The 22,637-nt window shown below is 72.3% G+C and carries 16 protein-coding genes and 1 tRNA gene; 12 read left to right on the plus strand and 5 right to left on the minus strand.

What is annotated here, in order from left to right:
• Positions 1–2: 2 nt before the first annotated feature.
• The 4 genes from lgt (at position 3) to pyk (ending at position 8,603) form a co-directional block, all read left to right on the plus strand.
• Positions 3–920 (plus strand): prolipoprotein diacylglyceryl transferase, encoded by a 918-nt coding sequence (gene lgt, locus ABIB37_RS11880; RefSeq protein WP_354261613.1) that lies wholly within the window; start codon positions 3–5, stop codon positions 918–920.
• Between the two features lie 67 nt (positions 921–987).
• Positions 988–5,550: a glutamate synthase large subunit gene (gene gltB / locus ABIB37_RS11885; protein ID WP_502914051.1), complete on the plus strand. Its 4,563-nt coding sequence runs from the start codon at positions 988–990 to the stop codon at positions 5,548–5,550.
• Positions 5,543–6,997: a glutamate synthase subunit beta gene (locus ABIB37_RS11890; protein WP_354260624.1), complete on the plus strand. Its 1,455-nt coding sequence runs from the start codon at positions 5,543–5,545 to the stop codon at positions 6,995–6,997. Before gltB ends, ABIB37_RS11890 begins: the two co-directional genes overlap by 8 nt.
• 112 nt (positions 6,998–7,109) lie before the next feature.
• The gene (gene pyk / locus ABIB37_RS11895) at positions 7,110–8,603 is read left to right on the plus strand and encodes a pyruvate kinase (protein ID WP_354260626.1); all 1,494 of its coding nucleotides are present in this window, start codon (positions 7,110–7,112) and stop codon (positions 8,601–8,603) included.
• An 83-nt stretch (positions 8,604–8,686) separates the two neighbouring features.
• Here pyk and ABIB37_RS11900 read toward each other — a convergent pair.
• A tRNA-Leu gene (locus ABIB37_RS11900) sits at positions 8,687–8,768 on the minus strand.
• 47 nt (positions 8,769–8,815) lie between these two features.
• Here ABIB37_RS11900 and ABIB37_RS11905 point away from each other — a divergent pair.
• Both ABIB37_RS11905 and ABIB37_RS11910 read left to right on the plus strand, forming a co-directional pair.
• Entirely contained in the window at positions 8,816–9,457 is a 642-nt protein-coding gene (locus tag ABIB37_RS11905) for an ANTAR domain-containing response regulator (RefSeq protein WP_123697953.1), read from the plus strand.
• A 438-nt stretch (positions 9,458–9,895) separates the two neighbouring features.
• A complete protein-coding gene (locus ABIB37_RS11910) occupies positions 9,896–10,777 on the plus strand; it encodes a hypothetical protein (RefSeq protein ID WP_354260628.1) in 882 nt (293 codons plus the stop codon).
• A 244-nt stretch (positions 10,778–11,021) separates the two neighbouring features.
• On the opposite strand, the gene ABIB37_RS11915 is transcribed toward ABIB37_RS11910, so the two are convergent.
• The gene (locus ABIB37_RS11915) at positions 11,022–11,375 is read right to left on the minus strand and encodes a PaaI family thioesterase (RefSeq protein ID WP_123698583.1); all 354 of its coding nucleotides are present in this window, start codon (positions 11,373–11,375) and stop codon (positions 11,022–11,024) included.
• 149 nt (positions 11,376–11,524) lie between these two features.
• Between ABIB37_RS11915 and polA the strand changes: the two genes are divergently transcribed.
• Positions 11,525–14,146 (plus strand): DNA polymerase I, encoded by a 2,622-nt coding sequence (gene polA, locus ABIB37_RS11920; protein ID WP_354260630.1) that lies wholly within the window; start codon positions 11,525–11,527, stop codon positions 14,144–14,146.
• A gap of 100 nt (positions 14,147–14,246) precedes the next feature.
• Here polA and ABIB37_RS11925 read toward each other — a convergent pair whose 3' ends face one another.
• Entirely contained in the window at positions 14,247–14,846 is a 600-nt protein-coding gene (locus tag ABIB37_RS11925) for a hypothetical protein (protein WP_354260632.1), read from the minus strand.
• Positions 14,847–14,956: 110 nt separating this feature from the next.
• Positions 14,957–15,607, minus strand: coding sequence for a hypothetical protein (locus tag ABIB37_RS11930; protein WP_354260634.1), 651 nt, complete (start codon positions 15,605–15,607; stop codon positions 14,957–14,959).
• A 60-nt stretch (positions 15,608–15,667) separates the two neighbouring features.
• On the opposite strand from ABIB37_RS11930, the gene ABIB37_RS11935 reads away from it, so the two are divergent.
• From ABIB37_RS11935 to ABIB37_RS11955, 5 genes are all read left to right on the plus strand, one after another.
• Positions 15,668–16,678: an LLM class F420-dependent oxidoreductase gene (locus tag ABIB37_RS11935; protein ID WP_354260636.1), complete on the plus strand. Its 1,011-nt coding sequence runs from the start codon at positions 15,668–15,670 to the stop codon at positions 16,676–16,678.
• A gap of 30 nt (positions 16,679–16,708) precedes the next feature.
• Positions 16,709–18,403 (plus strand): DUF885 domain-containing protein, encoded by a 1,695-nt coding sequence (locus ABIB37_RS11940; protein ID WP_354260638.1) that lies wholly within the window; start codon positions 16,709–16,711, stop codon positions 18,401–18,403.
• Positions 18,400–18,855: a hypothetical protein gene (locus ABIB37_RS11945; protein ID WP_354260640.1), complete on the plus strand. Its 456-nt coding sequence runs from the start codon at positions 18,400–18,402 to the stop codon at positions 18,853–18,855. The genes ABIB37_RS11940 and ABIB37_RS11945 overlap by 4 nt, the downstream gene beginning before the upstream one ends.
• 155 nt (positions 18,856–19,010) lie before the next feature.
• Positions 19,011–20,471, plus strand: coding sequence for a 30S ribosomal protein S1 (rpsA, locus tag ABIB37_RS11950; RefSeq protein WP_123697946.1), 1,461 nt, complete (start codon positions 19,011–19,013; stop codon positions 20,469–20,471).
• Between the two features lie 77 nt (positions 20,472–20,548).
• Complete coding sequence (locus ABIB37_RS11955; protein ID WP_354260642.1) at positions 20,549–21,928, plus strand: serine hydrolase domain-containing protein; 1,380 nt, start codon at positions 20,549–20,551, stop codon at positions 21,926–21,928.
• On the opposite strand, the gene ABIB37_RS11960 is transcribed toward ABIB37_RS11955, so the two are convergent.
• Positions 21,925–22,548, minus strand: coding sequence for a DUF4126 domain-containing protein (locus ABIB37_RS11960; RefSeq protein ID WP_354260644.1), 624 nt, complete (start codon positions 22,546–22,548; stop codon positions 21,925–21,927). The genes ABIB37_RS11955 and ABIB37_RS11960 overlap by 4 nt on opposite strands.
• Positions 22,549–22,637 lie beyond the last annotated feature (89 nt).

Consider the following 22,637-nt stretch of genomic DNA (forward strand, 5'->3'; position numbering starts at 1 on the left):
CGATGTTCCTGCGCATCGTCGGTCCGACCTGGGGCATCCAGACCTACGCGCTCTGCATCCTCGCCGGCATCGTCGTCGCGACGCTGCTCACCGGATGGCGCCTGCGCCAGCGCGGCGTCGAGGCCGGCTACGTCGTCGACATCGCCGTCTGGGCCGTGGTGCTCGGCATCGTCGCCGCCCGCATCTTCCACGTCGCGACGCACCCGGACGACTACTTCGGCGCGGGCCGCGACCCGATGACCGCCCTGTACATCTGGGAGGGCGGCATCGCGATCTTCGGCGCCCTCATCGGCGGCGCGCTCGGCGTGTGGCTCGGCTGCCGGCAGACCGGCGTGCGCTTCACGACCTTCGCCGACGCGCTCGCCCCCGGCCTGCTGCTCGCCCAGGCATTCGGCCGGCTCGGCAACTGGTTCAACCACGAGCTCTTCGGTCAGCCGACCGGCCTGCCGTGGGGCCTCGAGATCGAGGCGTCGAACCAGGCGTTCCCGGTCGGACTGCCCGCCGACACGCTCTTCCACCCCACGTTCGCGTACGAGATCCTCTGGAACGTGCTCGGCGCCGCGGTGCTGCTGTGGCTCGACCGCAAGCGCGACGTGCAGTGGGGCCGCCTCGTCGCGCTCTACCTCGTCTGGTACGGCCTGGGCCGCTCCGTGTTCGAGACGATCCGCCTCGACCCGTCCGAGCTGTTCCTCGGCATCCGCACGAACGTGTGGATGGCGTTCCTCGCGATCGCGCTCGGCGTGGTCGTCTGGATCGTGCAGACCCGCCGCCACCCCGGCCTCGAGCCGTCGCCCTGGCAGCCCGGGCGCGAGCCCGGTGCCGAGGAGGGCGTAGACTCAGATGTCTACACCGAGCTCCCGGAGTCCCGCACCCAGGACGACGCCGAGCCCGCCGCTCATCCCGCGGCCGCCACGAGATAGTCACGCGCCTTCCGGCGCGCCGCGGGCCGACGGCGTCCCGCTCCCACAGCGAGAGCAGAGGAGCACGATGCGAGCATCCAGCGAGCGTCCGAACCCCGCCGCCCCCATCCGGGGCGCGGCGATGCCCCCCGCGACCGGCATGTACGACCCGCGTCACGAGCGGGACTCGTGCGGCCTCGCGATGGTGGCCACCACCCGCGGCACCGCGGGCCACGACATCGTCGCGCTCGCGCTCGACGCGCTGCGCAACCTCGAGCACCGCGGCGCGGTCGGCTCCGACGCCGGCACCGGCGACGGCGCCGGCATCCTCACGCAGATGCCCGACGCGTTCCTGCGCGCGGTGGTCGGCTTCGAGCTGCCCGCCGCCGGCGCCTACGCCGCGGGGCTCGCGTTCCTGCCGCTCGACGCCGCCGAGCGCGCCGCCGCGCGCGCCCGGATCGAGGAGATCGCCGGCCAGGAGCGCCTGCGCGTGCTCGGCTGGCGCGAGGTGCCGATCGCGCCCGACGCGCTCGGCAAGCTCGCGCGCGGCGCCATGCCCGCGATCGAGCAGCTCTTCGTCAGCGCCGCCGGCTCGCCGGTCGCCGGCATCGAGCTCGACCGGCTCGCCTGGCGGCTGCGCAAGCGCATCGAGCGCGAGGTCGGCGAGTACCTGCCGTCGCTGTCGAGCCGCACCATCACCTACAAGGGCATGGTGACGACGCTCCAGCTCGAGCCGTTCTACCCCGACCTCTCGGACCCGCGCTTCGAGACGAAGCTCGCGATCGTCCACTCGCGCTACTCCACGAACACGTTCCCGTCCTGGCCGCTCGCGCAGCCGATGCGCATGATCGCGCACAACGGCGAGATCAACACCGTCGAGGGCAACCGCAACTGGATGCGCGCCCGGGAGTCGCAGCTCGCGAGCGAGCTGCTCGGCGACCTGCGCCCGCTCAAGCCGATCGTCACGCCCGGCATGAGCGACTCCGCGTCGTTCGACGAGGTGCTCGAGCTGCTGACCCTCGCGGGCCGCTCGCTGCCTCACGCGATCATGATGATGGTCCCGCAGGCGTGGGAGAACCAGCCCGACATGCCGCAGGACCTGCGCGACTTCGCCGAGTACCACTCGCTGCTCATGGAGCCGTGGGACGGCCCGGCCGCGATCAGCTTCACCGACGGCTCGATCGTCGGCGCGACGCTCGACCGCAACGGCCTGCGCCCGGGGCGCTGGCTCGAGACCTCGGACGGCCTCGTCGTGCTCGCGAGCGAGACCGGCGTGCTGCCGATCGACCCGAGCCGCGTCGTCCGCCGCGGCCGCCTGCAGCCCGGCAGGCTCTTCCTCGTCGACACGGAGGCCGGCAGGCTCGTGCCCGACGAGGAGGTCAAGCGCGAGCTCGCCGCCATGGAGCCGTGGGGGGAGTGGCTCGAGTCGAGCCGCATCCACCTCGCCGACCTGCCGGACCGCGAGCACGTCGCGCACACCGCCGCGTCGGTCGTGCGCCGCCAGCGCACCTTCGGCTACACCGAGGAGGAGGTGCGGATCCTCATCGCCCCGATGGCGAAGACCGGCGCCGAGCCGCTCGGCGCGATGGGCTCCGACACTCCGATCGCGGCGCTGTCCGACCGCCCGCGACTGCTGTTCGACTACTTCAAGCAGGCGTTCGCCCAGGTGACGAACCCGCCGCTCGACTCGCTGCGCGAGTCGATCGTCACGAGCATGACGATGGGCATCGGCCCGGTGCGCAACCTGCTCACGGCCACGCCGTCGCACGCGAGCCAGATCATCGTCGACTTCCCGGTGATCGACAACGACCAGCTCGCGAAGATCCGCTCGATCGACCGCACGCCCGGCTCGCGCCGCACCGTCGTCGTCAAGGGGCTCTACCGGGTCGAGGACGGGCCGGAGGCCATGGAGCGACGCATCGACGCGATGTGCCGCGAGGTCGACGAGGCGATCGCCGAGGGCGCCCAGTTCGTCATCCTCTCCGACCGCGACTCGACCGACCAGCTCGCGCCCATCCCGACGCTGCTCATGACGAGCGCGGTGCACCACCACCTCATCAAGGCATCCACGCGGATGCGCGTCGGCATCGTCGTCGAGGCCGGCGACGTGCGCGAGGTGCACCACGTCGCGCTGCTCATCGGCTACGGCGCGAGCGCCGTGAACCCGTACCTCGCGATGGAGACGGCCGAGCAGCTCGCGCTCTCGGGCCAGCTGGGCGCCGACGTCGACACCGCCGTTCGCAACGTCATCAAGGGGCTCGGCAAGGGCGTCACGAAGATCATGTCGAAGATGGGCATCTCGACCGTCGGCGCCTACGGCGGCGCGCAGGCGTTCGAGGCCATCGGGCTCTCGCGCGACGTCGTCGACCGCTACTTCACGGGCACGCACTCGCCGCTCGGCGGCGTGGGCCTCGACGTGATCGCCGAGGAGAACCGCCTCCGCCACCGCTCCGCCTACCCGGACGAGCGGGCGCCGATCGCGCACGAGCGGCTCACGACCGGCGGCGAGTACCAGTGGCGCCGCGACGGCGCCCCGCACCTGTTCAACCCCGAGACCGTCTTCAAGCTGCAGCACTCGACGCGCACCGGTCGCTACGACGTGTTCCGCGAGTACACCCGCATGGTCGACGACCAGGCGGAGGAGCTCAAGACGCTCCGCGGCTTGCTGCGGCTGCGCGAGAGCGCGACGCCCGTGCCGCTCGACGAGGTCGAGTCGGTCGCGTCGATCGTCAAGCGCTTCTCGACCGGCGCGATGAGCTACGGCTCGATCTCGCAGGAGGCGCACGAGACGCTCGCGATCGCCATGAACCGGCTGGGCGCGAAGTCCAACACCGGTGAGGGCGGCGAGGACGTCGACCGGCTGCTCGACCCCGAGCGCCGCAGCGCGATCAAGCAGGTGGCGTCCGGCCGCTTCGGCGTGACGAGCATGTACCTCACGCACGCCGACGACATCCAGATCAAGATGGCGCAGGGCGCGAAGCCCGGTGAGGGCGGCCAGCTGCCGCCGCAGAAGGTGTACCCGTGGGTCGCTCGCACGCGGCACGCGACCGCCGGCGTCGGCCTCATCTCGCCGCCGCCGCACCACGACATCTACTCGATCGAGGACCTCAAGCAGCTGATCTTCGACCTCAAGCGGTCGAACCCGGCCGCGCGGGTGCACGTGAAGCTCGTCTCGCAGTCCGGCATCGGCGCGGTCGCCGCGGGCGTCGCGAAGGCGAAGGCCGACGTCGTGCTCGTCTCCGGCCACGACGGCGGCACGGGCGCGAGCCCGCTGAACTCGCTGAAGCACGCGGGCACGCCGTGGGAGATCGGCCTCGCCGAGACGCAGCACACGCTCATGGTCAACGGCCTGCGGGAGCGCGTGAGCGTGCAGGTCGACGGCCAGCTGAAGACCGGCCGCGACGTCATCGTCGGCGCGCTGCTCGGCGCGGAGGAGTTCGGCTTCGCCACGGCGCCGCTCGTCGTCTCCGGCTGCATCATGATGCGCGTCTGCCACCTCGACACCTGCCCGGTGGGCGTGGCGACGCAGAACCCCGTGCTGCGGCAGCGCTTCACCGGCAAGCCGGAGTTCGTCGTCCAGTTCTTCGAGTTCATCGCCCAGGAGGTGCGCGAGCTGCTCGCGTCGCTCGGCCTCCGCAGCCTCGACGAGGCGATCGGCCGCGGCGACCTGCTCGAGGTCGACCACGCCGTCGCGCACTGGAAGGCCGACGGGCTCGACCTCGCACCCGTGCTCGCGCAGCCGCAGGGCGCGCTCGGCGCGCCGCGCCGCACGACCGAGCAGGACCACGAGCTCGAGCAGCAACTCGACACCCGACTGCTCGAGCCGCTGCGACGCGCGCTCGAGGCGGGGGAGCGGCTCGTGCTCGACCTCGAGATCGCCAACACCGACCGCGCGGTCGGCACGATGCTCGGCAACGCGGTGACGCTGCACGCCGGTGCGGAGGGCCTCGAGCCCGGCACCGTCGACCTGACGCTCCGCGGCTCGGCGGGCCAGTCGCTCGGCGCCTTCGTGCCGCGCGGCATCGCGCTGCGCCTGCACGGCGACGCGAACGACTACGTCGGCAAGGGCCTCTCCGGCGGCCTCGTGACCGTGCAGCCCGCGGAGGGCGCGGCGCTCGTCGCCGAGGAGAACGTCATCGCCGGCAACGTCATCGGCTACGGCGCGACGAGCGGCGAGCTCTACCTGCGCGGCATCGTCGGCGAGCGCTTCCTCGTGCGCAACTCCGGCGCGACGGCGGTCTGCGAGGGCGTGGGCGACCACGCGCTCGAGTACATGACCGGCGGCATCGCCGTGATCCTCGGCTCGACCGGGCGCAACATCGGTGCCGGCATGTCGGGCGGCATCGCCTACGTGCTCGACCTCGACGAGCGCCTGCTCAACCAGGACGCGTGGCACCAGGGCGAGCTCCGCGTCGAGCAGCTCGACGAGGAGGACGAGATCGAGCTGCGCGCGATCCTGGCGCGCCACGTCGAGCTGACCGGCTCGACCGTCGCGGAGGCCCTGCTCGAGCGCGGCCTGCAGCGCGTCTCGAAGCTCGTGCCGCGCGACTGGGCGATGGTGCGATCCATCCGCCTCGACGCGGAGCGGCAGGGCGTCGACCCCGATTCGGACAACATCTGGCGGCAGATCCTGGAGGTGACCGGTGGCTGATCCTCGTGGATTCCTGAAGGTGACGGAGCGAGAGCTCCCGAAGAAGCGCCCGGTGCCCGTGCGCATCCTCGACTGGCGCGAGATCGGCGAGCCCGGCGACAAGGCCGTGCTCCGCCGGCAGGCGGGCCGCTGCATGGACTGCGGCGTGCCCTTCTGCCACCAGGGCTGCCCGCTCGGCAACCTGATCCCGGAGTGGAACGACCTCACCTGGCGCAGCGAGGGCAGGGCGGCGAGCGACCGCCTGCACGCGACGAACAACTTCCCGGAGCTGACCGGCAGGCTCTGCCCGGCGCCGTGCGAGTCGTCGTGCGTGCTCGGCATCAACCAGCCGGCCGTGACGATCAAGTCGATCGAGCAGTCGATCGCCGACGAGGCGTTCGCGAACGGCTGGACCGAGCCGCACCCCCCGGCCCGCCTCACCGGCAAGACGGTCGCCGTGGTCGGCTCCGGCCCCGCAGGGCTCGCGGCCGCCCAGCAGCTCACGCGCGCCGGCCACACGGTCGCCGTGTACGAGCGCGACGACCGCATCGGCGGCCTGCTGCGCTACGGCATCCCCGACTTCAAGCTCGAGAAGCGGCAGCTCGACGCCCGCCTCGCGCAGATGACCGCCGAGGGCACCCGCTTCCGCGCGGGCGTCGAGATCGGCCGCGACCTCACGTGGGAGCAGCTGCGCGCCCGCTTCGACGCCGTGGTGATCGCGACCGGCGCGCCCGTCGCGCGCGAGCTCGAGATCCCCGGCCGCTCGCTCGACGGCGTGCACCTCGCGATGGACTACCTCGTGCAGCAGAACCGCGCGGTCGCGGGCACGACGCCGGAGCACCAGATCACCGCGGCCGGCAAGCACGTCGTCGTCCTCGGCGGCGGCGACACCGGCGCCGACTGCATCGGCACCGCGCACCGCCAGGGCGCGGTCTCGGTCACGAACCTCGCGATCGGCGTGCAGCCGCCGTCGGAGCGCCCGGAGCACCAGCCCTGGCCCGTGCACCCGGCGATCTTCGAGGTGCAGTCGAGCCACGAGGAGGGCGGCGAGCGCAACTACCTCGTCTCGACCGTCGAGTTCCTCGCGAACAAGGCCGGCGAGGTGCGCGCGCTGCTCGTCGCCGACACCGAGATCGTCGACGGCGTGCGCCGCCCGAAGCCCGGCACCGAGCGCGAGATCCCTGCCGACCTCGTGCTGCTCGCGCTCGGCTTCACCGGCGCGGACGCCTCGATCGGCGAGGCGCTCGACGTCCCGTTCCAGCGCGGCGTGCCCGAGCGGCGCCCCGACTTCGCGACGGACGCGCCCGGCGTGTTCGTGGCGGGCGACGCCGGTCGCGGCGCCTCGCTCATCGTGTGGGCGATCGCCGAGGGCCGCGCCGCGGCCGCAGCGGTCGACGCCTACCTCGAGGGCTCGACCGAGCTGCCGGCCCCCGTGCGCGCCACGGACCGGCCCTTCGCCGCGGTCTGACGCCACGCCGCTCCTACCGAGCCGCGCACGTCGGCAGCGGACGCCTCCCTCTGGAAGGATGGGGGCGTCCGCGCCGAACACCCAGGCGGCGCGAAAACGGAAAGAGAACCCGATGAGACGAGCCAAGATCGTCGCGACGTGGGGGCCCGCCCTCGCCGGCTACGAGCACACGAAGGCCGCGATCGCGGCCGGCGTGAACGTCGCGCGCATGAACCTCAGCCATGGAGACCGCAGCGTGCACGAGGAGGTGTACGCGAACATCCGCCGCGCCTCTGACGAGCTGCACATGCCGGTCGGCATCCTGGTCGACCTGCAGGGCCCGAAGATCCGCCTCGGCAAGATCCCCGGAGGCCCGTTCGAGCTGGTCGAGGGCGAGCGCTTCACGATCACCACCGACGAGGTCGAGGGCGACGGCCAGCGCGCCGGCACGACCTTCAAGGGCCTGCCGGCCGATGTCAAGCCCGGCGACCCGCTGCTGATCGACGACGGCCGCATCACCCTGCGCGCGCTCGAGGTCACCGAGACCGACGTGATCACCGAGGTGGTCGTCGGCGGCCCGGTGAGCTCGAACAAGGGCATCAACCTGCCCGGCGTCGCCGTGAACGTGCCGGCGCTCAGCGAGAAGGACGAGTCCGACCTGCGGTGGGCGCTCGACCTCGGCGCCGACATCATCGCGCTCTCGTTCGTGCGCGACGCCTCCGACATCGTGCGCGTGCACGAGATCATGGCGGAGGAGGGCAGGAAGCTGCCCGTCGTCGCGAAGATCGAGAAGCCGCAGGCGGTCGACAACCTCGCCGACATCATCGACGCGTTCGACGCGATCATGGTCGCCCGCGGCGACCTCGGCGTCGAGCTGCCGCTCGAGCAGGTGCCGCTCGTGCAGAAGCGCGCGGTCGAGCTCGCCCGCCGCTGGGCGAAGCCCGTCATCGTCGCCACGCAGGTGCTCGAGTCGATGATCGAGAACTCGCGCCCCACCCGCGCCGAGGCGAGCGACTGCGCCAACGCGATCCTCGACGGCGCGGACGCCGTGATGCTCTCGGGCGAGACGAGCGTCGGCAAGCACGCGATCACGACAATCGAGACGATGGCGCGCATCGTCTCCGCAGCGGAGGAGATGGGCCTCGGCCGCATCCCGCCGCTCGGCACGAAGCCGCGCACCCAGGGCGGCGCCGTGACGCTCGCCGCGATGGAGGTCGCGAGCTTCGTCGAGGCGAAGGCGATCGTCGTCTTCACCGAGTCCGGTGACTCCGCGCGCCGCATGTCGCGGCTGCGGCCCGCGATCCCGATGTTCGGCTTCACGCCCGACCCCGAGATCGAGTGCCGGATGCAGATGATCTGGGGCATGAACACCCGGCTGGTCGACCGCGTCACGCACACCGACGAGATGATCGCCCAGGTCGACGACGTGCTCATCGGCGAGGGCCTCGTGGCCGTCGGCGAGAAGGTGGTCGTCATCTCCGGCATGCCCCCCGGCACGTCCGGCTCGACGAACGACCTGCGCATCCACCGCGTCGGCGACGTGCACGCCGAGGCCGTGCCGGCCTACCACGGCCTGCGCCGCATCCAGGTGCCGCACCCCTCGGCGCCGCACCCCGCCGAGGGGTAGCAGGCGGACCGTCGGGCTGCTGCTCGACCTCGCATCGAAGGGCTCGAGCCGGCTGACGCTGGCTTGAGCCCTTCGATGTCACGTGCCGGTGGTGGGACTCGAACCCACACTCCTCGCGGAAGCGCAGTTTGAGTGCGCCGCGTCTGCCGATTCCGCCACACCGGCTCTCGTCGAGGCGGAGCCCGCCTCGACCGAACACTAGGCTAGTGCTCATGACCGACGACCTCTTCGCCGAGCCCGAGCTCGGGTCCGCACCTGCTGAGACGCCCTCCACCTCGCGCACCGTGCTCGTCGCCGAGGACGAGTCGCTCATCCGCCTCGACATCGTCGAGACGCTCCAGGCCGCCGGCTTCGACGTGATCGGCGAGGCGGGCGACGGCGAGCGCGCGGTCGAGCTCGCGAAGGAGCTGAAGCCCGACCTCATCGTCATGGACGTGAAGATGCCGAAGATGGACGGCATCACCGCGGCCGAGCGCATCAGCGCCGAGAAGATCGCGCCCGTCGTGCTGCTCACGGCCTTCAGCCAGAAGGAGCTCGTCGAGCGCGCCGGCGAGGCCGGGGCGCTTGCCTACGTCGTGAAGCCGTTCACGCAGAACGACCTGCTGCCGGCGATCGAGATCGCGCTGGCCCGCTGGGACCAGATCCGCACGCTCGAGAGCGAGGTCGCCGACCTCGCCGACCGCTTCGAGACGCGCAAGCTCGTCGACCGCGCGAAGGGCCTGCTCAACCAGCGCATGGGCCTCGCGGAGCCCGAGGCGTTCCGCTGGATCCAGAAGGCGTCGATGGACCGCCGCCTCACGATGGCCGAGGTCGCGCAGGCCGTCATCGAGCAGCTCGGCGCCCCCAAGAAGTAGCCCGCCGCGTCCTCCCCGACCGCGAGTGGTCGCGCCCGCGCGTGAGTGGTCATTCCCGCGCGTGAGTGGTCATTCCCGCGCGTGAGTGGTCATTCCCGCCCGTGAGTGGTCATTCCCGTGCGTGAGTGGTCATTCCCCCGCGTGAGTGGTCATTCCCGCCCGTGAGCGGTCACTCCCGTCCGTGAGTGGTCATCCCCGCGCGTCAGTGGTCATCCCCGCGCATGAGTGGTCACTCCCACCCGTGAGCGGTCATCCCCGCCTGCGAGTGGTCACGCTCGCCGGTGAGGGTCGTCACCGTGCGCGAGCCGCTTGCGATCGGTCGTTCCCATGCCCGCGGTCATCAGCGCGCTGGGTGGGCATCCGCTGAGCACCGCGTCTCTCCACAGCCGGGACCGCAATCGCCCGCCGGGCTGCAGCGCTGCAGGCATCATCCTCCGCATGGAGAGTCCGCACGGCTTCACGATCCGGCAAGGCCTGGAGCGGGGCTACACCGCAGCCGAGCTGCGCTCGATGGCGTTCATGAGACCGGCCCGCGGCGCCCGCATCACCGCGGCCGTCGGCGACGAGGCGCGAGCCCTGCTCGAGGCAGTTCGCGTGCTCGCGCGGCAGGACAGCTTCTTCTGCCACACGACCGCTGCGCGCATCCATGGCATGCCGCTGCCGTCGCGGTTCGAGCGGGAGGCCAGAGTCCACCTCGCATCTCCGACTGGCGGCTCCCGCATGCGACGGCCCGGCGTCGTCGGCCACCGCCTCAAGTCTGCGGTGGAGGATGTCGACGGGCTGCGGGTGGAAGCGAGAGCCGACACGTTCGTGCACCTGGCCACAATGCTGAGCCTCGAGGAGCTGGTCGCGGTCGGGGACTGGCTGGTGTCGACGAAGCGGCGTGATCCGCTCACGGTCCAGGACTTGACGGATGCGCTGCGGCGCTACGAGGGAGCCCGTGGGCTCAACCTGGCTCGGCGAGCGCTGGCGCTCGTCTGCGTCGGGTCGGAATCGCCGCGCGAATCCCTGCTGCGCCTCCTGATCATCGGCGCGCTGCCCGCGCCGGTGCTCCAGCATGAGGTGTTCGACGCGACGGGCATGTTCGTCGCGCGGCTCGACCTCAGCTGGCCCCGCCTGAAGCTGGGCGTGGAGTACGACGGCGAGCATCACACGGATCCTGCCCAGCAGGAGCGCGATCGCATCCGCCGTGAGAAGCTGCGGGCGTTGGGCTGGCACATCATCGTGGTCACGAAGGACGATCTGCTCGACGGCGGACAGCAGCTCCTGCGGGGGATCGTGGCCGCGTACGCGCGCTCCTCCTCCTGGAGCGCTGCTTGAGCGATCTCCCTCAGGCCGCGTATGGACGCGTGAGGTCGTGACCTCTCGCGCTCGGCAGTGACCGCTCGCGCTCGGCAGTGACCGCTCGAGCTCCGGAGTGACCGCTCAGGCTCTGGTTTGACCGCTCAGGCTCCGGAGTGACCGCTCAGGCTCCGGAGTGACCGCTCAGGCTCCGGAGTGACCACTCAGATTCGGGAGTGAACACTCAGGCTCCGGAGTGACCGCTCGTACGGGAAGGAGCGGGCTAGGCGCTCGGGTGGCGCTTGATGAAGTTCGTGATGCGGAGGGTCGAGGCGCGGTTGCCGTCGTCGTCGGTGCAGACGATCTCGTGCACCGTCATCGAGCGCCCGAGGTGCACCGCCTTGCACTCCGCGTTGACCCAGCCGCTCGTGATCGAGCGCGTGTGGGTCGCGTTGATGTCGACGCCCACGGCGTAGCCGCCCTCGCCCGCGTGGATGTTCGCGCTGATCGAGCCGAGGCTCTCGGCGATGACGCAGTACGCGCCGCCGTGCACGAAGCCGGCCGGCTGCCGGTTGCCGTCGACCGGCATCCGCGCGATCGAGTGCTCGGCCGAGAGCTTCACGAACTCGATGCCCATCCGCGCCGAGAGCTCGCCGCCGGGCACCTCGCCCTGCGCATCGAGCACCGCTTGCGTCTGGGCGTCGAGCTGGGTCACGTGGGCTCCCGGAGGTGGTGTCGGATGCGGCGGCTAGGCTGGCCACCGTGTCGGACACGAAGCCTACCCTCATGGTCATCGATGGCCATTCCCTCGCGTTCCGGGCGTTCTTCGCCCTGCCGCTCGAGAACTTCGTCAACTCGGAGGGGCAGCACACCAACGCCATCCACGGGTTCCTGTCGATGCTCCTCAAGCTGCTGCTGGACCACAAGCCGACGCACCTCGCGGTCGCCTTCGACATCTCGCGCTTCTCGTTCCGCACCCGCGAGTACGCCGAGTACAAGGGCACCCGCGACGAGACGCCCAAGGAGTTCAAGGGCCAGGTGCCGCTCCTCGAGGAGGCGCTGCACGCGATGGGTGTGCGCACCATCTCGAAGGAGGACTACGAGGCCGACGACATCCTCGCGACCCTCTCGGTCGAGGGCCGCAAGGCGGGCATGGACGTCTTCGTCGTCTCCGGCGACCGCGACACGATCCAGCTCGTCAACGACGACGTCACGCTGCTCTACCCGTCGGTGCGGGGCGTCTCCGAGCTCAAGCACTACACGCCCGAGACGGTGCGCGAGCGCTACGGCATCGAGCCCGAGCAGTACCCCGAGATCGCCGCCCTGGTCGGCGAGACGAGCGACAACCTCACCGGCATCGACAAGGTCGGCGAGAAGACGGCCGTCAAGTGGATCACGCAGTACGGCACCGTCGAGAACCTGCTCGCGCACGCCGACGAGATCAAGGGCGTGGTCGGCAACAACCTGCGCGAGCAGCGCGAGCGCGCCGAGCGCAACCGCCGGCTCAACAAGCTGCTCACCGACGTCGAGCTCGGCGTGACGCCCGACGAGCTCACGCGCGGGCAGGTCGACGAGGCGAAGCTGCGCGAGGTCTTCCAGCGCCTGCAGTTCCGCACGCTGCTCGACCGCGTGCTCAAGCAGGAGGGCAGCGGCGAGGCCGTCGCCGCGCTCGAGCCGGAGGTGCAGGCGCCCGCCGTGCAGAAGCTCGTCGACGAGGAGCTCGACCTGTGGCTGTCGCGGGCGAAGGGGACGGTCGCCGTCTCGATCGCCCACGACGGCGTCGGCGGCATCGCCGGATTCGGCGTCGCGACCGAGGGCGCGAGCGCCTACGTGCCCTACAAGGCGGGCACCGGTGACTACGACGGATTCGCCGCCTGGCTCGCGTCCGACGCCCCGAAGGCGCTCCACGACGTCAAGGCGTCGAAGAAGGCGCTCGAGCGCGCCGGCCTCGCGCTCGGCGGCGCAGCGCACGACACGCGCGTCGCCGCATGGCTGCAGACGCCGACCGCGCCCCCGAAGACCTTCGAGCTCGACTGGCAGACCGAGGCGCTGCTCGGCGCGACGCTGCCGGCGCCCGACCCGAACCAGCTCGTGCCCGAGATCGAGCCCGAGGAGCTCGGCACGGTCGCGTGGCTCACCGGTGAGCTCGCCCGAGCCCAGCGGCCGCGGCTCGACCCCGGCACGCTCGGCGTGCTCGACGACATCGAGCTGCCGCTCATGCCCGCGCTCATCCGGATGGAGCAGCAGGGCGTGCACATGGACCGCGACGTGCTGCAGCGCATCCTCGACCAGATGCGCGAGCAGGCGGCCGGCCACGCCGAGGCCGCGTACGGCGTGATCGGGCGCGAGGTGAACCTCGGCAGCCCCAAGCAGCTGCAGAGCGTGCTCTTCGAAGAGCTCGACATGCCGAAGACGCGGGCGACGAAGACGGGCTACTCGACCGACGCGCAGTCGCTCGCCGACCTGCAGGAGACGAACCCGCACCCGTTCCTCGGGCTGCTGCTGCAGCACCGCGAGACGACGAAGCTCGCGCAGATCATCGAGTCGCTGCTCAAGGCGATCCACGACGACGGGCGCATCCGCACCCGCTACGACCAGACCGGCTCCGCGTCCGGCCGCCTCTCGTCGAACGACCCGAACCTGCAGAACATCCCGGTGCGCACCGAGGTGAGCCGCGAGATCCGCTCCGCGTTCGTGCACGGCCCCGAGTTCGAGACGATGCTCACCGCCGACTACTCGCAGATCGAGATGCGCATCATGGCGCACCTCTCGGGCGACGAGGGCCTCATCGAGGCGTTCCTCTCGGGCGAGGATCTGCACCGCTTCGTCGGCTCGCGCATCTTCGGCGTCGACCCGAGCGAGGTCACGGCGCTCCAGCGCGTGAAGGTCAAGGCGATGAGCTACGGCCTCGCGTACGGCTTGAGCGCGTTCGGGCTCTCGAAGCAGCTGCGCATCACGCAGGCCGAGGCGAAGCAGCTCATGCTCGACTACTTCCAGCGCTTCGGCGGCATCCGCGACTACCTGCGCGGCGTCGTGATGCAGGCGAAGGACGACGGCTACACGACGACCATCTTCGGCCGCCGCCGCCCGTTCCCCGACCTCACGTCGTCGAACCGCGTGCTGCGCGAGAACGCCGAGCGGCAGGCGCTGAACTCGCCGATCCAGGGCTCGGCGGCCGACATCATCAAGCGGGCGATGATCGCGATCGACCGGCGCATCATCGACGAGGGCCTCGGCTCGCGCATGCTCCTGCAGGTGCACGACGAGCTCGTGTTCGAGGTCGCGACAGGGGAGCGCGAGGCCCTCGAGGCGATCGTGCGCGCCGAGATGGGCGGCGCCGCCGACCTGTCGGTGCCGCTCGAGGTGCAGGTCGGGGTCGGCCCGAACTGGGACGCCGCCGCGCACTGAGCTGCGCCGCAGGCGCCCCTCGTGCACCCGGCGGCCCCTCGTCCACCCGGCGGCCCCTCGTGCACCCGGCGCGCGCCGCGGCGCTCGGACGCCTCGTGCGTCAGGCCCGCCGGTCGCGCCGGAACGCGAGCGCGGTGCCCAGCATCCCGGTCAGCAGCAGCCCAGCGGCGAGCAGGATCGCCCACGCGCCCCGCGCCGTCGTCGCAGCGACAGCGGGGCCATCCGCGAGCGGCACCGCGGCGGCGAAGCCGGCGGCGAGGAGCACCGCCAGCACGAGGCACGGGATGCGCGCCGCACGCGGGCCGATCGTGCCGAGACCGAACCCGCCCAGCACCAGCGCGGCCGGCACGGCGATCGCGCCCCCGCCGATCCCGGTCGTCACGAGCGCGGTGAGCGCGCCCGGCTCCAGCATCGTCAGCGCGGTGAACGCGAAGGGGGCGAAGCCGAGCAGCCACGCGCGCCCTCGCGCGCGGCGCGCGTGCGCGACGCCGATGCACGCGCCCGCGATCGCGCCCGGCAGCAGGATGGCGATGAGCGTCCACCACGTGAACGACGACCCCGGGCCCGCGATCGTCACCATGTACGCCCGCAGCGCGGCGGCCCACGTGAGACCGACCAGCGCGCCGATGGCCGCAGCCGCGGCGGGATGCGCGGCGTGCGGCGCGCTCGCCGGCATGGGCTCCACCACCGCATCGCGCATGTCGGCCTCCGCGAGCCGCCATCAGGGCGCCGCTCGGCGCCATCGTCCTCCCGGATCCGCGACCGGTCAACGGGGCAGCGCGGCTGCCGTCCTCGGCGTCGGCCGTCCGCTCAGCGCGGCAGGGCCACCGGCACGCCGCGGTGCTGCGCGTGCTCGGCGATCGCGAGCGCGACGGATGCGAAGCGCTCCGGCCCGACGGGGAGCGTGAGGTCGTGCCAGCGGTCGCTGCCGTCGTGCAGCAGCACGCGCACCGAGCGCCGGCCGTCGCGCAGCCCGGACGAGCGGCCGGCGGTGCGGTCGAGCCCGCCCCGCACCGCGACGGCCATCCTGTGGCCGGGGTCGAGCTGCGCGACGCGGTTCGTGGGCGGCGGCGTGGGGCCGTCCGCGCGCACCTCGATGCTCGCGACCTGCTGCCACGCGACCCGCTCGCCCTCGGCGCCCGCGATGCCGGCGTCGTCGAGCAGCAGCAGCGGTCGTGGCGATCGCGCCCATCGCCGGATCCGGCGGAGCACGCCGAGCGCGGTGAGCGCGACCGCGGCGCCGAGCAGCGCGAACAGCGCGCCGAACCCCGTGCCGAGCACCGCCTCCGGCCTGCCCGGGTACTGCTGCTGGCTCGCGACCACCGTCCAGACGCCGAACGCGGTCACCCCGACGAACAGCGCCCCGGCGACCGCGAGCCCGAGCTGCTGCCGACCGGCGCGCCCCTCCTCGTAGGCCACCGCAGCGGGCCGGAGCGGGGGGAGGGGGCGATCGGGCGGCATGCGCCGAGGATGCCGCATGCCGCTGGACGTCACCGGCGGGAGCCGCCGTAGGCTTGCGGGATGACCACAGACGCACTCCGATTCGGCCTCTTCGTCCCGCAGGGCTGGCGCCTCGACCTCGTCGGCATCGACCCCGCCGAGCAGTGGGGGCGGATGCTCGACGTCGCCCGGCGCGCCGACGCCGGCGCGTGGGACTCCATCTGGGTCTACGACCACTTCCACACGACACCGCAGCCGACCGATGAGGCGACGCACGAGGCGTGGACGCTCATGGCCGCGCTCGCCGCGAGCACGTCGCGCGTGCGACTCGGCCAGATGTGCACGTGCATGGGCTACCGCAACCCGGCGCTGCTCGCGAAGATCGCCGCGACCGTCGACCTCATCTCGGGCGGTCGGCTCGAGTTCGGCATCGGCGCCGGCTGGTACGAGCACGAGTGGCGCGCGTACGGCTACGGCTTCCCCGGCGTCGGCGACCGCATCTCGGCGCTCCGCGACGGCGTGCAGATCATCCAGCGGCTCTGGGCGGAGGGCGAGGCGACGCTCGAGTCGCAGACGTTCACGGTCGACGGCGCCATCTGCCGGCCGCAGCCGCTGCAGCGCGGCCGCGACGGCCGCCCCCGCATCCCCACCTGGATCGCCGGCGGCGGCGAGCAGCGCACGCTCCGCTACGCGGCGAAGTGGGCGGATGCCACCAACTTCGGCGGCAGCCCCGAGCAGTTCGCGCGCAAGCGCGACGTGCTGCTCGGCCACCTCGAGAAGGAGGGCCGCGACCCGGCGGAGGTGCGGCTGACGTCGAACCTCAACATCGTCGTGCGCGAGACCGAGGCCGAGGCGCGCCGCGTCGTCGACGAGGTGAACGCCCGGGCCGACTCGGCGATGCCGGCCGAGCACGCCGGCACCGGCTTCTCGACCCGCGGCGCCGTCGTCGGCACGCCGCAGCAGGTCGTCGACCACGTCGGCGCGCTGCGCGAGGCGGGGCTCGGCACGCTCATCGCCTACATGCCGGAGGTCGCGTTCGAGCAGGACGGCATCGAGCTGTTCGAGCGCGACGTGATGGCCGCGCTCGCGTAGATCCGGCCTCCGCGCCCCTAGGCTGTCGCCATGACTGACGCGAACGTCGGCGCCCCCTCGCGCCCGCAGACCGACATCGACCGCATCGCCGAGGACTACGTCCACCGGGCGGCGGCCCTCAACCCCGAGATCAACGTCTACGTCGGCCTCGAGGGCGACAAGGCCGGCTTCGGCGACTACTCCCCGGAGGGCCGCGCCGCCGGTGCAGCCCTCGCGCGCGAGACGCTCGCGAGCCTCGCGGCCGTCGAGCCCGCCGACGACATCGACTGGGTCACGAAGACCGACCTGTCGCGCGAGCTGCAGCTCGACCTCGACGTCGAGGCCTCCGGCTGGGGCGACCGCGACCTCAACAACCTCGCGAGCCCCGCCACAGGGATCCGCGACATCTTCGACCTCATGCCGACCGGCACCGAGGACGACTGGGCGACCGTCGCCGAGCGCATGCGCAACGTGCCGGCTGCGATCGACGGCTACATCGCGTCGCTGCGCAACGGCATCGCGACCGGCAGCACGCCCGCCGGCCGCCAGATCGAGAACGTCCTCGAGCAGTTCGCCGACTACCAGCCGGGCACGGGCTTCTTCCACGAGCTCGCCCAGTCGGCGAAGGCGGGCGACGGCGAGCTGCCCGAGTCGCTGCGCGGCGACCTCGCCGACGCGGCCGCCGTCGCCACCGAGGCGCACGACCGGCTCGCGACCTTCCTGCGCGGCGAGCTCGCCGCCTCCGCGAACCCGGTCGACGCGGTCGGCCGCGAGTTCTACTCGCTCATGTCGCGCCGCTTCCTGGGCGCCGACGTCGACCTCGACGAGACCTACGCGTGGGGCATCGAGGAGCTCGAGCGGATGCGCGACGAGCAGGAGGCGATCGCCCGCGAGATCAAGCCCGGCGCCACCGTGCAGGAGGCCATCGCCCACCTCGACGGCGACGCCAGCCGCAAGCTGCACGGCACCGACGCGCTCAAGGCGTGGATGCAGGAGACGAGCGACCGCGCGATCGAGGAGCTCGGCCGCACGCACTTCGACATCGCCGAGCCGATCCGCGCCCTCGAGTGCATGATCGCGCCGACGCAGACCGGCGGCATCTACTACACCGGCCCGGCCGACGACTTCTCGCGACCCGGCCGCATGTGGTGGTCGGTGCCCGAGGGCGTCACCGAGTTCGACACCTGGCGCGAGCTGACGACCGTCTACCACGAGGGCGTCCCCGGCCACCACCTGCAGATCGCCCAGGCGACCTACAACCGCGGGCAGCTCAACCTCTGGCGCCGCGCGTTCGCCGGCACGTCGGGGCACGCCGAGGGCTGGGCGCTCTACGCCGAGCGCCTCATGCAGTCGCTCGGCTACCTCGACGACCCGGCCGACCGCCTCGGCATGCTCGACGGCCAGCGGATGCGGGCGGCGCGCGTCGTGCTCGACATCGGCGTGCACCTTGGCAAGCCGCGCCTCGACGGCACGGGGGAGTGGGACTTCGACTACGCGTTCGACTTCATGAAGTCGAACGTGAACATGAACGAGCCCTTCGTGCGCTTCGAGGTGAACCGCTACTTCGGCTGGCCGGGGCAGGCGCCGTCCTACAAGATCGGTCAGCGCATCTTCGAGCAGATCCGGGATGCGGCGAAGGAGGCGGAGGGCGACGCGTTCGACCTGAAGTCGTTCCACTCCCGCGTGCTGAACATCGGCGGCGTCGGCCTCGACACGCTGCGCGGCGCCGTGCTCCGCGGGGCGTGACCGCGCTCGAGGTCGCCTCGGGCATGCGCGAGCCGGTCGAGCACTTCGACCAGCTCGCGCTGCTCGAGCGGGCGGCGCTCGGCGCCCACGCCGGCGAGCCGATCGCGGTGTGCGACCGCGCCCATGCCGAATCGCTGCGGCTGCGCGCGGAGGAGCCGGGACCGGCGCCCCGCGTGGGCCTCTGGCGGCGCCGGGCGGCCGAGCGCGAGCACGAGGCGAGCGTCGACGCGTGGCACGAGGCGCTCGATGCCCTCGAGGCCGAGACCGAGGCGGCGCTGGCCCGCTGGCGGTCGAGCTGCGCGCCCGGGCTCGTCGAGGCAGCGACCGCCGATCGCGACGCCGCCATCCGGTCGCTCGCCGAGCGAGACCTGTTCGACCGCACGCTCGCGGAGGGCTCGTGCGCCGAGCCGCTCGGCACGATGATGGTGCGCTCGGCGCTCGCGCACGACTGACGCGTCCCGGCGAGCCGGGGCCTCGCTTGTCGACCTGTGCGAACGCCGTGTAGAGTTGCCGGGTCACTCGTGTGGTGACGATCCCAATCCGAAGCGCTGGATGGGCATCCGCATGCCCATCGGCCCGAGACCACCAACAAGGCACCTTGAACTCTATGACCACTGCAACGACCACGGCTCCCAAGCAGGTCGCTGTGAACGACATCGGCTCGGCCGATGACTTCATGGCCGCCGTTGAGAAGACCCTGAAGTTCTTCAACGACGGCGACCTCATCGAGGGCACCGTCGTCAAGATCGACCGCGATGAGGTCCTTCTCGACGTCGGCTACAAGACCGAGGGCGTCATCCCCTCGCGCGAGCTCTCCATCAAGCACGACGTCGACCCGACGGAGGTCGTCGAGGTCGGCGACACCGTCGAGGCGCTCGTCCTCCAGAAGGAGGACAAGGAGGGTCGTCTGATCCTCTCCAAGAAGCGCGCGCAGTACGAGCGCGCCTGGGGCGACGTCGAGCGCATCAAGGACGAGGACGGCGTCGTCACCGGCACGGTCATCGAGGTGGTCAAGGGCGGTCTCATCGTCGACATCGGCCTCCGCGGCTTCCTGCCGGCCTCGCTCATCGAGCTGCGTCGCGTCCGCGACCTCACGCCGTACCTCGGCCAGGAGATCGAGGCGAAGATCCTCGAGCTCGACAAGAACCGCAACAACGTCGTGCTCTCGCGCCGTGCGCTGCTCGAGGAGACCCAGTCGGCCTCGCGCGGCCAGTTCCTGCAGTCGCTCCAGAAGGGCCAGGTCCGCAAGGGCGTCGTCTCGTCGATCGTCAACTTCGGTGCGTTCGTCGACCTGGGCGGCGTGGACGGCCTCGTGCACGTCTCCGAGCTCTCGTGGAAGCACATCGAGCACGCGTCGGAGGTCGTCGAGGTCGGCCAGGAGGTCACCGTCGAGATCCTCACGGTCGAGCTCGACCGCGAGCGCGTCTCGCTGTCGCTCAAGGCGACGCAGGAGGACCCGTGGCAGATCTTCGCGCGCACCCACGCCATCGGCCAGGTCGCGCCGGGCAAGGTCACGAAGCTCGTCACGTTCGGTGCCTTCGTCCGCGTCGCGGACGGCATCGAGGGCCTCGTGCACATCTCGGAGCTGTCGTCGAAGCACGTCGAGACGGCTGACCAGGTCGTCGCGGTCAACGACGAGGTCTTCGTCAAGATCATCGACATCGACCTCGAGCGCCGCCGCATCTCGCTCTCGCTCAAGCAGGCGAACGAGGGCGTCGACCCCGACGGCACCGACTTCGACCCCGCGCTCTACGGCATGCTCGCCGAGTACGACGAGCAGGGCAACTACAAGTTCCCGGAGGGCTTCGACCCCGAGACGAACGAGTGGAAGGAAGGCTTCGACGAGCAGCGCGAGGCCTGGGAGGCCGAGTACGCCGCAGCGCAGACGCGCTGGGAGGCGCACAAGGCGCAGGTCGCCGCGGCCCGCGACGCCGACGTGCACTCGAACGACGTGCCCTCGGGCGCATCGTCGTTCGGCGGCTCCTCCGAGGAGTCCGGCGCCGGCACGCTCGCCGACGACGAGGCCCTCGCCGCCCTCCGCGAGAAGCTCACCGGCTCGGCCGAGTAAGCACCGCACCACGACAGCGGGCCGCACCTCCGGGTGCGGCCCGCTTCGCGTTGCGGTGAGCATGGCAGGATCGGAGCATGCCTGCGTCTCCGTCGCTCCTGCACGCCCTCGACTACGCGGACCGCTGGCTCGCCTACCGCCGCTGGCGGCTGCGGATCCCCGGCGTGCAGGTCGCGGTGCGGATCGGCGGCGAGCTCGTGCTGGAGCGCGCGCACGGCGTCGCCGACGCGTCGACGGGGGAGGCCCTCACGCCCGCGCACCGGTTCCGCATCGCCTCGCACTCGAAGGCGCTCGCCGCGATCGCCACGATGCGGCTGGTCGACGACGGCAGGCTCCGGCTCGACGACGAGGCGCAGCTGCACGTGCCGGCGCTGCGCGGCACCGACGCCGGCGCGCTGCTGCTGCGCGAGCTGCTCTCGCACGGCGGCGGCGCGGTCCGCGACGGCGACGACGTCGCCTTCTGGCACCTCGAGGGCGACTTCCCCGACGCCGACCGTCTGCTCGGGATCGCCCGCGCCGGCGTCTCACGCGTGCCGGCGTCCACCGAGTTCAAGTACTCGAACATCGGCTTCGGGCTGCTCGGCCTCGTGATCGAGGCCGTCACCGGCCTGTCGTACGCCGATGCGATCCAGGCGCTGCTCGTCGAGCCGCTCGCGCTCGGCGCCACGAGCGCCGACCTCGGCACGGGCAGCGGACCGCTCGTCGCGGGCCACTCCGCGCTGCACTCGCACGAGGGCCGGGCCGTGCTCGGCAGCCCCTCGACCGGGGCGCTCGCCGCCGCGACCGGCGCCGTCGCGACCGCGGCGGAGCTCACCGACCTGCTCCGCACCGTCGCCGACGACGACGACCGGCTGCTGGACGCCGCGAGCCGGCGGCGGATGCGGCAGCAGCTCTGGACGACCACCGGACGCGACGGCGGCAGCGCGGGCTACGGCCTCGGGATGATGCTGCGCACGATCGACGGCCGCACGTGGGCGGGCCACGGCGGCGCCTGGACCGGGCAGGCGACGCGCACGCTCGTCGACGCCGAGCGCGACGTGGTGGTGACCGTGCTGACGAACGCGATCGATGGCCCCGCCGAGGAGCTGGCCGTCGGCGTCGCGCGCATCGTCGGGACGGCGCTCGACGCATCCTCGGCCTCCGACGGCGAGCTCGAGCTCGCCCGCTCGTTCGAGGGCGCGTTCGCGAGCATCTGGGGCCGCGTCGACGTCGTCGAGCTCGGCGGCCGGCTGCTCGCGATCGCGCCGACCGCGCCGGACCCGCTGCAGGCGGTGGACGTGCTCACGCCCGAGGGCGACGACCGCGTCCGCATCGCGGCCGCGACGGGCATGGGCTCGGGTCACGAGCACGCGATCGCCGAGCGCGACGACGCCGGCCGCGTCGTCCGCTGGCGCGGCGCGTGGCGCATCGATGCCGTCGCGCCCGTGCCCGCGGACGCGACGGCCGGTCCCGCCTAGGGCTCCGCCGGCAGCTCGGTCGCCGGTCGCAGCTCCGCGCTGCGACGGCGCCTCGCCCTGCGCCAGAGCGACCACCCGAGCACGCCGAGCAGCGCGAGCGCGACGAGCACGAGCACCGGCGCCACGATCGCGAGCAGCGAGAGCCCGATCGCGCCGACGTCCTCGATCGTCGAGACCACCGGCGCCGCCGTGCCAGCGGTCGCCACGTTCGCGGCCGGGCGCGTGAGCGACTTCACCGTGTGCACGCCGAGCGCGATCACCGCGCCGACCACGATCGGCACCCACTGGTTCGAGGCGAAGAACGCGGCCGGATCGGTGACGGCGACGGTGGAGGCCGTCGACGACGAGCCGAAGGCGAGGCCGCCCGCGGTCGGGCGCACGATCGACTGCAGCAGGTCGTTCACGCTGTCGACGGCGGGGATCTTGTCGGCCACCACCTCGACCACGAGCAGCACCGCGACGATGCCGAGCACCCAGCCGTTCGACAGCCATGCCCAGCCGTCGGGCAGCTGCATGGCATCCGGGAAGAAGCGGTTCGCGAGGCCGACGACGAGCAGCGGGATGTACGCGTTCATGCCCGCGGCCGCGGCGAGGCCCGTGCCTGTCAGGAACTCCAGCACGACGCCTCCCGTCCGCGGCCGTCGTGGCCGCCTGCGGCGATCGTAGCCGCGCGTGCCGAGCGTGCGCCGCGAACGGCCGCGCGCGCGGT

This window comes from Agrococcus sp. UYP10 (assembly GCF_040547205.1).
Classification (GTDB): domain Bacteria; phylum Actinomycetota; class Actinomycetes; order Actinomycetales; family Microbacteriaceae; genus Agrococcus; species Agrococcus jenensis.

Bases quoted from the DNA above. Each gene is read 5' to 3' on its own strand.
- polA (WP_354260630.1), top strand. From the start codon at position 11,525: ATGGTCATCGATGGCCATTCCCTCGCGTTCCGGGCGTTCTTCGCCCTG.
- lgt (WP_354261613.1), top strand. From the start codon at position 3: ATGTTCCTGCGCATCGTCGGTCCGACCTGGGGCATCCAGACCTACGCG.
- ABIB37_RS11935 (WP_354260636.1), top strand. From the start codon at position 15,668: ATGACCACAGACGCACTCCGATTCGGCCTCTTCGTCCCGCAGGGCTGG.
- ABIB37_RS11905 (WP_123697953.1), top strand. From the start codon at position 8,816: ATGACCGACGACCTCTTCGCCGAGCCCGAGCTCGGGTCCGCACCTGCT.
- ABIB37_RS11925 (WP_354260632.1), bottom strand. From the start codon at position 14,846: ATGCGCGATGCGGTGGTGGAGCCCATGCCGGCGAGCGCGCCGCACGCC.
- ABIB37_RS11940 (WP_354260638.1), top strand. From the start codon at position 16,709: ATGACTGACGCGAACGTCGGCGCCCCCTCGCGCCCGCAGACCGACATC.
- pyk (WP_354260626.1), top strand. From the start codon at position 7,110: ATGAGACGAGCCAAGATCGTCGCGACGTGGGGGCCCGCCCTCGCCGGC.
- ABIB37_RS11930 (WP_354260634.1), bottom strand. From the start codon at position 15,607: ATGCCGCCCGATCGCCCCCTCCCCCCGCTCCGGCCCGCTGCGGTGGCC.
- gltB (WP_502914051.1), top strand. From the start codon at position 988: ATGCGAGCATCCAGCGAGCGTCCGAACCCCGCCGCCCCCATCCGGGGC.
- ABIB37_RS11915 (WP_123698583.1), bottom strand. From the start codon at position 11,375: ATGGGCATCGAGTTCGTGAAGCTCTCGGCCGAGCACTCGATCGCGCGG.
- rpsA (WP_123697946.1), top strand. From the start codon at position 19,011: ATGACCACTGCAACGACCACGGCTCCCAAGCAGGTCGCTGTGAACGAC.
- ABIB37_RS11910 (WP_354260628.1), top strand. From the start codon at position 9,896: ATGGAGAGTCCGCACGGCTTCACGATCCGGCAAGGCCTGGAGCGGGGC.
- ABIB37_RS11955 (WP_354260642.1), top strand. From the start codon at position 20,549: ATGCCTGCGTCTCCGTCGCTCCTGCACGCCCTCGACTACGCGGACCGC.